11 protein-coding genes are annotated in these 13,190 nt (G+C 43.2%); all 11 read left to right on the top strand.

The window, feature by feature from the left end:
- Nucleotides 1-398 precede the first annotated feature (398 nt).
- Nucleotides 399-2,255 (top strand): S41 family peptidase, encoded by a 1,857-nt coding sequence (locus LX64_RS04780; protein WP_111596490.1) that lies wholly within the window; start codon nucleotides 399-401, stop codon nucleotides 2,253-2,255.
- 82 nt (nucleotides 2,256-2,337) lie between these two features.
- Nucleotides 2,338-2,547: a hypothetical protein gene (locus tag LX64_RS04775; RefSeq protein ID WP_111596489.1), complete on the top strand. Its 210-nt coding sequence runs from the start codon at nucleotides 2,338-2,340 to the stop codon at nucleotides 2,545-2,547.
- Between the two features lie 72 nt (nucleotides 2,548-2,619).
- Nucleotides 2,620-4,065, top strand: coding sequence for a radical SAM/SPASM domain-containing protein (locus tag LX64_RS04770; protein ID WP_111596488.1), 1,446 nt, complete (start codon nucleotides 2,620-2,622; stop codon nucleotides 4,063-4,065).
- Nucleotides 4,059-5,762 carry a S8 family peptidase gene (locus LX64_RS04765; protein WP_111596487.1) on the top strand — a complete coding sequence of 568 codons (1,704 nt, stop codon included), beginning with the start codon at nucleotides 4,059-4,061 and terminating at the stop codon, nucleotides 5,760-5,762. Before LX64_RS04770 ends, LX64_RS04765 begins: the two co-directional genes overlap by 7 nt.
- Nucleotides 5,763-5,773: 11 nt before the next feature.
- Nucleotides 5,774-7,525 (top strand): ABC transporter ATP-binding protein, encoded by a 1,752-nt coding sequence (locus tag LX64_RS04760; RefSeq protein WP_111596486.1) that lies wholly within the window; start codon nucleotides 5,774-5,776, stop codon nucleotides 7,523-7,525.
- Complete coding sequence (locus LX64_RS04755) at nucleotides 7,522-9,132, top strand: DUF6734 family protein (protein WP_111596485.1); 1,611 nt, start codon at nucleotides 7,522-7,524, stop codon at nucleotides 9,130-9,132. The genes LX64_RS04760 and LX64_RS04755 overlap by 4 nt, the downstream gene beginning before the upstream one ends.
- Nucleotides 9,133-9,143: 11 nt before the next feature.
- Nucleotides 9,144-10,742, top strand: coding sequence for a tryptophan halogenase family protein (locus tag LX64_RS04750; RefSeq protein WP_111596484.1), 1,599 nt, complete (start codon nucleotides 9,144-9,146; stop codon nucleotides 10,740-10,742).
- 21 nt (nucleotides 10,743-10,763) lie between these two features.
- Nucleotides 10,764-11,855: a glycosyltransferase family 2 protein gene (locus LX64_RS04745; protein WP_111596483.1), complete on the top strand. Its 1,092-nt coding sequence runs from the start codon at nucleotides 10,764-10,766 to the stop codon at nucleotides 11,853-11,855.
- A gap of 104 nt (nucleotides 11,856-11,959) precedes the next feature.
- Nucleotides 11,960-12,301: a DUF6249 domain-containing protein gene (locus LX64_RS04740; RefSeq protein ID WP_111596482.1), complete on the top strand. Its 342-nt coding sequence runs from the start codon at nucleotides 11,960-11,962 to the stop codon at nucleotides 12,299-12,301.
- Nucleotides 12,302-12,850, top strand: a complete 549-nt coding sequence (locus LX64_RS04735; protein ID WP_111596481.1) for an RNA polymerase sigma factor — start codon at nucleotides 12,302-12,304, stop codon at nucleotides 12,848-12,850.
- Nucleotides 12,847-13,170 (top strand): hypothetical protein, encoded by a 324-nt coding sequence (locus tag LX64_RS04730; RefSeq protein ID WP_111596480.1) that lies wholly within the window; start codon nucleotides 12,847-12,849, stop codon nucleotides 13,168-13,170. Before LX64_RS04735 ends, LX64_RS04730 begins: the two co-directional genes overlap by 4 nt.
- The last annotated feature ends 20 nt before the right edge of the window (nucleotides 13,171-13,190 follow it).

Raw genomic sequence — 13,190 nt, 5'->3', positions numbered from 1 at the left:
GTTATTGCGTTTCGGAGAATTGTTAGTATTGTTGTTGCCTCTATTTCACCAAGTTGTATCGCACTCCTCACAAATAGGAATTACAAACTTTTTTTATTGCTGCATTATTTTCGCAGCTATGCGAATTAATTTAACGTTCATAATCATCACAGGTAGTGATAAATGTTAGGTTGAGAAAATGGAAACGTTATTGTTAGCCGGCTTGTTTTTGGCCCCCAAGGTTTAGCATATAACATATGAGTTGACCCGGATTAGAGCAGATCGTTCCACGTATGAATTCATTCGTAAAGGAGGATGATATCCTCGTATTTGCAATGTACATCTATGTTTTAGCGTAAGCAGATGCGTTTGCTTATTGAAAAAGTATTGTCCCAAATCTGTCGAAAATAGTTGCAAGTATGAGAAGTAGTCGTCTTACCATCTTGTGCATGTTACTATGTATTGTCAACGTCTCGAATGCACAATGGAAAATTAGCGTAAACAAACTTCAACGGAATGTAGTAGAAGACCTTCTACCGGCTTCTCGCTATACTTTTGTTGACGGGTTAACATTCTTTGGCCCAGCATTTAGCTTGGAAGAGAACGTAATTCGGAAGGGTGTGCCCATCCCATCGGAGGGATTAACATTCAATTTAAAAGCACCCGTTTTAAATGGTGTTTTATTACTGAATGCCAAGTTAGACCAACCCGCAAAGTGCACTATTACCTTGCGTGATAGCTTACAACAAGCTTTTACGTACGAATGGAATTGCACTTTACCCGGTTACCAACTACCCATCGAAATTCCTTTCGAACAATTCAAACTGCAAAACAAATCACCCCAAAACATCGTATCTGTACATATCGTCGCCCGGTCTTCGAAAAACGGAGGTTATCCCCATGTAATCCTTGGGCAATGCAAAGTTTTGCAACACAATATCGTGAACGAACCTGCCCGAGGTATTTTCTTCTACGATATTACCCGCAAACCGGCACAACAACTTGCATCGTACAATTGGAAGGTGGGCGATAGTTACCCTATGTCTACTTTCACGATGTACCGCGATGTTTATACCCAAGCTTACGTATTTGAAACCACTAAACCTACTACAGATAGCAACTTCTTACAAAAGCAGATACTAAGCTTGCTCACATCCGTTCTTAAACAGTATGTCTACTACAAAGAACACCAATTATCGAGCACGATCGCCTTGGCGAAAATGAAAGAAATCAGCCAAAGGAATGTGGCTTTCTCCGGGAAAATAAATAGTGTAGATAGCCTAATGCGTTCCTTTCATGATGGGCATTTTTATATCGAAAGAAAACAACCCAATACGCTCAACGGCCCTGTGCATGTAAGAAAAATCGGCGAAGCATTTATCGTCATTGGGGTGTTCAACGCAGCACTCGCACAAAGTATACAGGTGGGTGATACTGTACTTAGCATCGACGGCCACTTACCCGAGGTGGCTATTACGCAAGCCAACGGCCGGTTTTACGGTGACGAACAAACTCGTTACCAACAAGCTGTACAACGAATGCTCTTCAAACCCGCCAGCGATTCAACCCGGTTAATAATTATACAAAACGGTGAAACGAAACAGGTTACCTATGCGCAAAATATGCAAGTAACCGTTCCGCCATCATTCAGGCCGGTTCACCGTGCACATTGGACGAAGAACAACGTTACCTATTGGCGCTTGAATAAATGGGATTTGGGTGAATGGTTAATGATGTATAATGAGAAAGAACAACTTACAAACAGTCAATCGATCATCTTCGATTTGCGTGGCAATACAGGCGGCTTGGAGTTAGAAGCTTTCCGCATCGTAGCCTCTTTTATCGATCAGCCTATTGTAGCAAACATAAGTGAGTACACGGCAGCGAATGGTAAGCACCTCCAAGCACCGATTACTTTGCAGCCTTGTAAATATTTGCAGTTAAAAGATAAAGAAGTTGTTGTTCTCGTCGATCATCAAACGGCTTGTGCATCGGAAGTATTTGCGTTGTTGATGCGAAAACATGCCCACGCAAAAATTATCGGTACATCAAAAACGGCCGGTTCTTATGCAAGCGGCGAATCCTTCATCTTGCCATACGATATTACTGTCCGCGTAAATATGTTGAATAAATTCCGACCGGCAGACCCGCATGATGTAGTTGAATACCGTGGCCTATACCCCGATTTGCTGGTACCACTTGAAACATGGGAAGATTTCTTTCCCTATAACGACAAACTACTTACGACAGCCCTCGCGCGCTTGCAGCAACTGTAATGCAACACCGCGCCCCTATTGTTGAATATATCCGGCCGATATATATGTATCCCATTTTTTCATCAATTTAAATCGCACAATCATGGAAAACACAAAAAAAGTACGCGACTTGGTTAAACCTCAAGCAGTAAACCAAAATTATGCTGGTACTACAGAACAACAAAACCTCGTAGTTCCTTATTGCTCTTCAGGTTATTCTACTTCTTCAAGTGGATCTAGCTGCAAATCTGGTTATTCTTCTAACCTTTGGTGCACTAGCAACCCTAACGAAGGCGACGAAATCCTGTTCTAGTCAAATAGGTAAAGCCATTGCAACTGTACAGTTGCAGTGGCTTTCTTTTTCCACACCTTAAAACGTCATGATATGTTACCAGACCTCAAACTCAGCTATTATAATTTCGCCATTCCTTACCCCGAAAAGCAAGTGTATATCATTTACAATTCCCTGTCAAACGGTATGATCGAACTTGATTGGGAAACCGGGTTGATTGTTTCTAAGCTCAATAGCATGGAAATTCATTACCTGGATGCCGATGTAATTGAAGTGCTCCAACGTAACGGGATGATTATCCCAAGAGAAATTGATGAGTTTGTGGAAGTGAAGAAGAGGGCGGATACGAACCGCGCTACGTGCGACCGTTCCGATACGCTGTTTATGGTGATTTCTCCCACCAATACTTGCAATATGAATTGTCCATATTGCTACCAAGGAGATAAAACCCCGGGCGAAGAAGATACCAAGTACCTTGGCCCAGAAAACATGGAGGCTATGAAGAAAATGATTACCCAAATCGTTTACCAACCCCATGCAACGCCCATTAAAAACATTCGCATCGAATGGTTTGGTGGCGAACCCCTCATTCGTAAGAAAACAATCGCAGAGTTTTCCGAGTTTGTAATTGCGCTGTCTAAAGAAAATGGCATCGATTACCAAGCATCTATTATCACGAACGGTACTTTGCTAGATGTGGCCACTTTCGATATGCTCGAAAAGTACCATATCCGCGACCTGCAAATTACGATCGATGGTAGCAAGGAAATGCACAACTCTATGCGTTACTATATTAATGGAAAAGGCACGTATGATAGAATCCTGGATCATTTATCGCGCATGCCTTTCGGTAAGTTTTATGTTACTATCCGTATTAATGGTGACAAAGCTGTATACAGGGAGTTAGAAGGAATGTTCGACGACTTGGAAGCAAAGGGCATATGGCCTCAACGCGATAGTGAAGTGACCTTTAGCTGGTCGCCAAAATTCTATAATTTCTTGGGCTATAACCAAGATAAAGATGTATACTATACAAGCTATGAATACCAGAAATCCAAAGAAGACTTCACTAAGTTGAAGGTCGAGCGTTTCAACCGTTGGGCTTCACAACACAGTGTAGCAACCAAGCGTTTGAATTTCGCTTATCCCTCGTTTGCTGAATTCTATTGTGGTACGGTAGAAAGCCCGAATTCAATCTCGGTCGACGATAGCGGCTATATTCATAAATGCTATAACACCATCAACGATAAAACCAAGCGCATCCAACACGTAAGCGAGTTTGATCCTACGCAACCTGGAATGGATTATTACCGCCATTTCGATAAAACACAACAACCCGATTGTAGAACTTGTAAAGTATTGCCCATCTGCGAAGAGAATTGCAACATGCGATTTGTATCTAATGCCGAAAGCAAGGTATGTTCTGCCTGGAAATACTTTATGGAAGAAAGAATGCGCGCCATCTATGATTACAACTTCACCGAAGAACAAGATGCGCACACGATGATTGCTCGTAATGGAACTGTAGAAACATGCTAAAAATTGGAATTATTGATAGTGGCGTTCGGAAAAGTTTGCTGCCTGCCGGTGCTGAGAACATGAGCGGGCTAGCCTTATATCGCCATGCGAATGGCGCAATTGTAATGGAAGAAGAGATCGATGATCAATTGATGCATGGTACGGTTTGCGCTTATGTATACTTAGCAGCTTTCCCGGGCGCAAGCCTTTTTGTTGTGAAGATTTTTAATGAGGAGCCCGTTACGGATGAAGGTGTTTTAACGGCTGCCATCCAAGCTTGCTTGGATGCAGGTGTAGATTTGATGAATATGAGTGTGGGGGTGGAAAGCGAGTACATGTCGCCCGAACTGGCAACGGTTTGCCAGCTGGCATATGATCGCAATATTCCTATTGTAGCGGCAGCACATTTGGATGATAAGCAAAGCTTCCCGGCATTCCATCCCGCTGTTATATCTGTTGGATGTATGGACCTACGTGCTGAAGCCGACTTACTGCATGTTCGCGAGCATCCCGTTACGTTCTATACCAAGGGCATAGTTCAATTTGCCGGCCGCGAATACTTCGGTACCAGCTTCGCTTGTCCCTTGCTGGGTGTACGTTTATTACGCATCATGGAAGCATCCCCTTATCAATCTATAGCGCAATGGCTACAACGCTTAATCCAATCCGCCGTAACAGCCGGTTTTCCGCTACCATTACCGGCACCGGTAAACTTGTACAACCCGGCGTTATTGGATGGTTTAAAAGAACAATACTTCAACGAAAATAAACACTGGGAGCATCTCGGTAGAATTACCTTGGTGCCTTTGTTTGATACTATCATGTGGCAAGTGGCCACTGTTTGTAAACAGTTTGCTTTAATGCCGGTGTATGATCATGGTTATTACCCGCATCATATCCCGAAATTCCCCGTAGAACAGGCCGATATGATGCAGTTCGATACATTAGCAGTGGGTAGCTTGCATTCTGTGCTTAGCTTCTACAATTACCCCGCTATTACAGCACAATTGAAGCAACTGTTATTACAGCAAAAGAACTTTATCGTATTTCATGAAGCGGATGCTGTATTGTTAAAACAATTAGCTCATCAATGTAAAAGCGATGCAAACATTGTATTACTGGGGCATCCTACCGCTATTGTGCAAGATTTTACCCAGCTACAGTTTTTGCAACCTGTACAAGTGCCGGTTGTATTAATTGTTTCGGCTCGTGGCGCTGCTACATTACCGCTCCAATGTAGTATGACGGCCATTCTACAACAAGCAGGATACCAGCCTGCTACACTAGCCACCAGTGTACAAGCTATTTTAACAGGTGTAGATTTCTATTTAACAACGCCTACTACATTACTACAGCCTAGCCTAAGAGCTTTACAATACTTCCGTGATCCCGGTATGTTGCTGGTATCTATACAGCAGCCTATGTTACAACAACAAGCGCTCGATCCACATGCGTATGCCATGTTACATGGTATTCAGCCCGATTTAATACTCATCACGGAAGATGATGTACAATTCTTCCCGCAAATGGAAGTGTTGGCCACGCAACTAACCGCGTTTTTCCCCGGTGTAAAAATGGCCCGTGTTTTTGAGGAACGACCGGCGGCCGGTGTGTTAAAAGAAGGTGTATTGATTTTACAAGATGCAGGCTTTGCCGAAGCCTGCTTACAATTACTACTGTCGGTTTTTGCGGCACCCGTTTGTAATGAACCTATTTAAACCTTTGATGTATGAAGTGGCAGGATTATAAACTCTTCTTCTCATTCTTACGTCCTCACCTCTGGAAGGAAGCGATGTTATTCCTTATTATGATAGCCGGTACCGTGGCAGGATTGGCTTCGCCCTATGCATTGAAGCTTATTATCGACGATTATATTCCAGCCGGGAATGTAAGGGGGATTATTGGGTTGTTAGCGGGCTTAACTGTTGTATATGGTATGCGTTTGTTACTCGGTTATTGGTCGGATTATTTGGGTACTTGGATTGCAAACCGCGTGGTGCATAGTATGAAGTTGCGCTTGTTCAGTAACCTATTACAACAACCATATGCTTATTTCGAGGCCAACAATCCTGGTGATATTATCCAGAAAGTGAACCACGAAGTGCATAAAATCCAGTCTTTCCTCGTAGGTAGCTTCTTGCGCATTACGAACAATGTTTTGCTACTCGTGGGGTTATCGTTTATGCTGTGTTTGTTGCATCCTGGGTTGTTCTTGCTATCGCTCACGGTATTCCCTTTTTCCATTTTCTTTAATCGTTATTGGAATAAGGAAGTGAAGAAAGTAGTGGAAGCCAGCTCGGTGAAAGAAGGTGAGGTGTATAATTACTTTATCGATAGTATTCGTCAATTCAAACTCATTAAACTCCACCAAGCAAATTCCTTCGAAGAAAAGCGCTTAAACAACCACTTAGACAACCTGTTCAACTTATACCAACGCGCTACCGTTTTATCGTCGTTAAGCCGTAACCTCGCTATGTTTTTCGTAGCAGCAGGCCCCTTACTTATTCTCGGGGTAGGCGGTTACTTCACTATACAAGGTGCCTTAACTACAGGTTCGCTCGTGGCTTTCATACAATATATGAACCGCTTATATGCACCGGCGAACGATTTGGTATACTTCCATGTCGATTTTGTAAAAGCAAAAGTATCGATGCAACGCATTATGCCATTGCTTCAATATACGCCTACACCTACGCCTACAGGAACATTGCAAGTGCCCATTGAATCGCTTGTGTTGAAGAATATTGCTTTTAGTCATGGTGGAACAACTATTATTCCTCATCTCGATATCACCTTCGAAAAAGGCCGTAGCTACGCAATAGCTGGTTGGAATGGCTCAGGGAAAAGTACCTTGGTAAAATTACTTTGCCAATTATACCCACCCCAATCAGGCGAATTGCTCATTAACGGGCAACATAACCTATTACACTTTGCGCCTGGCGAATGGTTCGAGCGTATCGCGGTGGTGCACCAGGAGCCTTTGTTATTCAACGATTCTATTCGATTTAATATCCTTTACGGGTTGCATGATGTAAGCGAGGCTGATATGCGGCAAGCATTACAAGACACGGGCATGTACGCTTTCGTAATGGAACAACCTGCCGGTTGGGATACGAAGATAGGGGAAGGGGAAGGCCAAGTGATGCTTTCGGGTGGTCAACAACAACAGTTAGCATTAACCCGTGCCTTACTAAAAAAATCGGAAGTACTCATTTTAGATGAAGCCACTTCTGCCGTAGATGCATCCCGCGAAGCGAACATCCTATCGTGCTTGCGAAAAATGCAACACGATAAAATCATTATCACTATTAGTCACCGCCTCAGTGCTGTGATGGCGATGGACGAAGTGCTGCTCCTCAAAAATGGGCAAATAGCAGCACAAGGTTCGCACGAATACCTGCTATCGACCAATACCGATTACATGGCATTGTTCGGTAGTCAAATCATTACTCACACGAATGAAAAAGCACGCTTGTTATGAAAATAGTTCAAACTTTATGGACGAGGCCCGGCTTACATGGCGGCTGGCTCGATCAACGTTTTCACTTCTTTAGTTGGGCCCTCAGTTGCTTACAACTGCGCAAGTACTACAACGAAGTAGAATTGTACACCGATACACTCGGTAAACAACTCCTCGTAGATACATTCGGTTTGCCCTACACGAAAGTACACGTCGTACTCGACGATTTCCCTTACCCCGATTACCTCTGGGCCGCGCCTAAATTAAAAACTTACGGCCTGCAAGAACAACCATTCTTGCATGTCGATGGTGATGTATTTATTTTTCATCCCTTCAATACCTTGCGCACGCAACAAAATGTAGTGTATCAAAACCGGGAAGTAGAACAGTTTGCCGGCGCTTTCTATACCGATATCGTAAACGATATCAACCAAAAAACAGCAAAGCCACTGCCACAATGGTTAAATACCATGGAAAAGAACGCCATTGTTGCGCTGAACGCCGGTGTGTACGGCGGGTTGGATGTGCCGTTCTTCCAAGAGCATGCTGCCATGGCCTTTAATTTCTTCGATGATCATGCTACGTTGATCGCCAATATGAAGCACCCTTCTAATGCGAATCATATTGCCGAACAAGCATTAGCTGCATGGCTTTTACAACATCATGATGTAAAGGTACATGCTCCATTGTTTACCGATAATTTATTCCTCACGCCCGATACCATGCACTTGGTGAATAACATTGTTACCGACGATGTGCCAGAGCGTGAAATTGGCGACGAGCCAGTGCCATTTGGTTACCAAGCACTCAATCACTTCGGTATTTCTCCTTTAGGTAGAAAGTATGTGCACCTCATGGGGCATAACAAAAAATCCAAACTCGTTTGCGCACTCCTTGCGCGCCGCTTACGAAAAGACTTTCCCTCGTATTTCGATACTATCAATAACTACTTCGTACCAGGTGAGAAAGCGCAAGTTCAAACCTTCCTCAAAGAAAAAGTATTCCGCCAAGCACCTCATCGCCTAATGGGTAGAACAGTTTTCTTAGCGTCGGTATTAGAAATTAATGCGCCATCGGTGGACTTGCCTTTGGATGATTATCTCGTTGCTTGGCAAAACACTATCCATGCATTGCCTGAAGAAGATCGTGCGCGTATGCAAGATGTTTTCAACTTAGAATGTGAACGATTACAATACGCTAAGGAGTCGTTAGAAACGAAAGACTTGTATGCAGCAGAGGGCCTTACAGCTAATAGCATGGATCTATTACCCTCGCCGGAAGAAGCATTGAATACACCCGTTAGGCTATCCCTGAATCCAGTGGCTTCATTACAAAATGTGCAATGGAACTGGACCGATACAATGGTATATACGAAAGATTTTCCACCCATCAACCCCACCACCATTGCCCTTTTACAAGATTATATTACGGGTGCGGTAATGGAAATCGATCTTACTAATTACACGCTATTTGTTTGCGAAGTAGCACAACAGCACATGTTGTACGCAGATGCATTGCAAAGGTTTACGGCCACTTTCCCGTTCGATCATGAAGCGGAAGCGGCTCGTTCATTTTTCCAATGCGTTACCTACTTAATCGTTAATGGTATCATCCACGTTCAACCATAAAAAGTAACACGATGCAAAATGATTATCTACAACTTGTAGAACAGTTCAAAGCCACGAAAGAAGTGCTAATGAACCCGCAACCATATTATATGGACTTGGCCCTGCCACAAGATGATTTTTATAATAGTGTTTGTATTGTAGGTGGCGGTTTAGCCGGTTATCTTTCTGCGATTGCCTTCCGTAAGTTTTTTAATATCCCGGTTACGGTGATTGAACCTAGTCATATCCCGCCTATAGGCGTAGGAGAGGCTACTACGCCGCTCATGGCCGATTATTTATTCGGGGTATTAGAACTCGATAAACAAGAGTTCTTTCGCATGGTAGAGCCTACTTGGAAGCTGGGTATTAAGTTCTTCTGGGGTAAGCCGGGCGATTATTACTTCAATTATCCTTTTGATACTAAAGATATTCTGTCGGCCTACCTGCATAGCGGCGATGTAAATGAATGCTCGCTTAACTCGCTACTTATGCGACAAGATGCTAGTTTTATTGCTCGTTATGAAGAAGATGGTACAGAAAAGTATCATTCCCTGTCTAAAAATCTGAAGTACGCTTATCACCTCGATAACCGCAAGTTTATCGATTACCTGAAGTTTGCCGCCGCACGTGCGGGTGTGATCTTTTTGGATGAAGAAATTAAAGACGCTGTATTGAATGAAGAGGGGGAAGTAGCGGCGTTGATAAATGTGAACGGCGATAAGTTTGTGTATGATTTGTATGTTGACTGTAGCGGTTTTAAATCGATGTTGTTGGAGAAGAAAATGAATGTGCCGTATGTATCATTCCAAGACAGCTTATTCAACGACCGTGCCGTAACAGGTATTTTACCGAATAACGGCCATATTAAATGTTACACCACCGCCGAAACAATGGACAATGGTTGGTGCTGGAACATCCCGCTCCGCCACGAAGACCATCGCGGTTACGTATACTCCAGCGCGCATTGTACCGAAGAACAAGCGATTGAAGAAATGCTCCGCAAAAATCCCGGGATGAGCGCTTCAAGTATCAAGCACGTTCGCTTTCGTAGTGGTAGGCACGAACGGTTTGTAGAAGGTAACGTAGTGGCCATCGGGAACGCCTATTCTTTTGTAGAACCCTTAGAATCTACCGGTGTGCACATGATCATCGATCAAATTATTTTGCTCATGAACCATTTTGTATTGCTGAAGAAAAACCCAGCCCTGCGCAATCTCCTAAACGATACCATGAAGGAACATTGGGAATACATCCGCTGGTTCCTCTCTATTCACTTTAAATACAATAAAAAGTTCGATACCCCGTATTGGAAAGATTGCCGGGCAAATGGCAATACCAGCGGCTTCGAAAAGTTTTTGTCGTTGTATAAGGAAATAGGTTTGTTATCGCGCCAAGATACCACCACCCGCAATATGATACAGCCTTGGCTGAAAGACACGATTTTCGATGTATACGGGATCGATCATATCCTCTTTTGTCAAGGCGTATTGCCCGGTAATATTCAACAGTTGTCGCCAGAGAATAAGGCCGATTGGAATGCGATGTTACACGTTTGGAAAAACATTGCTGCTAAAACCATCCCGCTCCGCGAAGATTTGGATATTATGCTCAAACATCCACAATTGCTATAACCATTCATTCATCCCCACAACATGAAAAAGATCTCCATTTGTACGGTTTGTATGAACCGTTTAGAACATTTGAAGGAAACATTATTGACCAATATTCGGCATAATGAACACGTGGAAGGTATAGAGTTTGTTGTACTCGACTACAATTCTGCCGATGGTATGGAAGATTGGGCGAAGGAACACCTGCAACCCTATATCGATACCGGCCTCGTCAATTATTACAAAACCTTCGAACCGGAACATTTCCACATCTCGCATTCCAAGAACATGGCTTTGCGCTTAGGGCAAGGCGAAATAATTTGCATGGTCGACGCCGATAATTACACGGGCGAAGGCTACGCCGCTTGGGTGCAAGACGCTTTCAACCCCTATTTAGATAAAACCATTGTTACTACGCTTCGTCGTAATTACATCCCGTACCGCGACCAAGGTGGCCGCCTCGCCTTTCACCAAAACATGTACTACCAAGCCCGCGGCTTTAATGAGAAAATGGCGGCGTATGGTATCGAGGACGTGGATTTGGTGAATAGGATGGAAGATATGGGCGGACAAAGGGTGTATATTGAAGACGAGAAGTTTTTGGGGTATATTGGTCATTCTAACGTAGATCGTATCAAGAACTACAAAATCGTGGCCAATATCCGCGATATTTTGCTGGCGGTAACAGGTGATATGGAACGTCGTAACCATGCTATTTATTTAATGAAAGATGGTACTTGTTATGATGTTGTATTCCATTACGACCAACGGTGGGGCATTAATCCCGTGCTTTCTTACCTGGGGTGGCAGATATTACCGGGCGATTTATTAAGTGGTACGTATGAAGAAAACGGCGCTGTTACCCGTATAGATACCGGCAACGATACCGGCCGTGTATTAAAGGTATCAGGAGAGCTTTTTGTAGAAGAATTGCCTACAGGCGATCAAAAGTGGCAGCCGGTTTCAAAAAAAGGGCCTGCATTTTTGAATATGTTATTATCTTTTAGTGAATGTCATAACAGGTATCAAAGGCAACAAGTCAAGCAAGGTGGTGTTAATGTGAATGAAGAAGGTTGGGGGCGGGGCATTGTTTATAAGAATTTCGGGATGGAAAGCCCTATAAGGTTAACCTGAGGCGTTGATAATCAAGCCACAAAAAAAAGTTTGCGTTTTTGTAACCTTTCCTTCACCTGTTGTATCTAAATAGTATAAATAATTAAACAACAAAAAGCGGAAGAATGGATCCTAAAGTATTGTTTGCATGGGCCATCATATTATTCGTGGTATTCAGCTTTGCTGTAGTGGCTTACTATTGCTGGTTAAAGCACCGCGAGAGGCTCGAATTGATCCGGAAGGGAGATTTCGTATTCCAAGGGAATTATATGGATAATTTGAAGTATAGCATGCTGGGTAAAGGCGTGATATTACTATCGGTGGCGCTCGGCTTAACCATTGGTTATATTACTACCAATGGTATGAAGGGAGAAGACACGATTATACCTTACTTAATTTCCATTACCGGTTGTGCCGGCTTGGGTATGTTGTGTTATTATTTTTTATTGAAAAAGAAGGCGGAATAGATGGCGAACCTGCTCGACCAGGAATTGGAACGTGCACGGCAGGGAGATGGTAACGCGATGAATGCATTGTTGGAGAAGCACCGGGATCTCGCTTACTCTATTGCACTGAAATACTGCCATGATTCGAATGCGGCTGAGGATATTGTTCAAGATGCACTATTAAAAGTGTTCTTACATATTCACCAGTTCCGTGGCGAGGCTGCATTTTCTAGCTGGTTGTATAGGATCGTGTATTATGAAGCCATTCGGCACATGCAACAAAGGCAACGTTACATGAGCATGTCGGAAGAAGCCGCAGAAATATTAGAAGAAGCAAATAGTGAAGATACAACGAGTAACATGCATCCCGAATTGATGCATGCCATGAGGATACTAACGCCGAATGAATACCTTGTTATTAATTTATTTTATCTCTCCGAGAAGCCGGTGAAAGAAATTGCCGATATCACAGGGCAAAGTGCGAGTAGTGTGAAAGTATTGTTACATAGAGCCAGGAAGAAAATGGCAGGCGCAATGGAGTCACAATCATCAAACAAAATTTCATCATGAATAACGAAGAAATTAAAAAGATTTTACAAGAACAATTGGTGAAAGTGCCATCGAACAATTTTAACCAACGTTTTTTACAGCAGGTAAAAATGGCACCGCCTGCCCATAAGAAAGTTGTGTATTCGATGGATGAACCATTGTTGATTGTAATGTTGATTGTTGCTGTGGCTTTATTGCTGGTATTATGCTTAGCACCGGGCGATTTCCCTAGAACAACGCTCGCTGTAGCATGGTGTACCATTGTAGTGTTCATTGTAATGATCATGCTTTTTAGCCGCATTACCCGGCGTCGTATTTCCCGGCCTTCATCCGAATCATAACCCAGTTTGGTAACCTGAAC

It is taken from the genome of Chitinophaga skermanii, assembly GCF_003259335.1.
In the GTDB taxonomy this organism is placed as follows: Bacteria; Bacteroidota; Bacteroidia; order Chitinophagales; family Chitinophagaceae; genus Chitinophaga; species Chitinophaga skermanii.
Note: the sequence above shows the minus strand (reverse complement) of the source record. Positions and strands in the feature narration are given on the sequence as shown.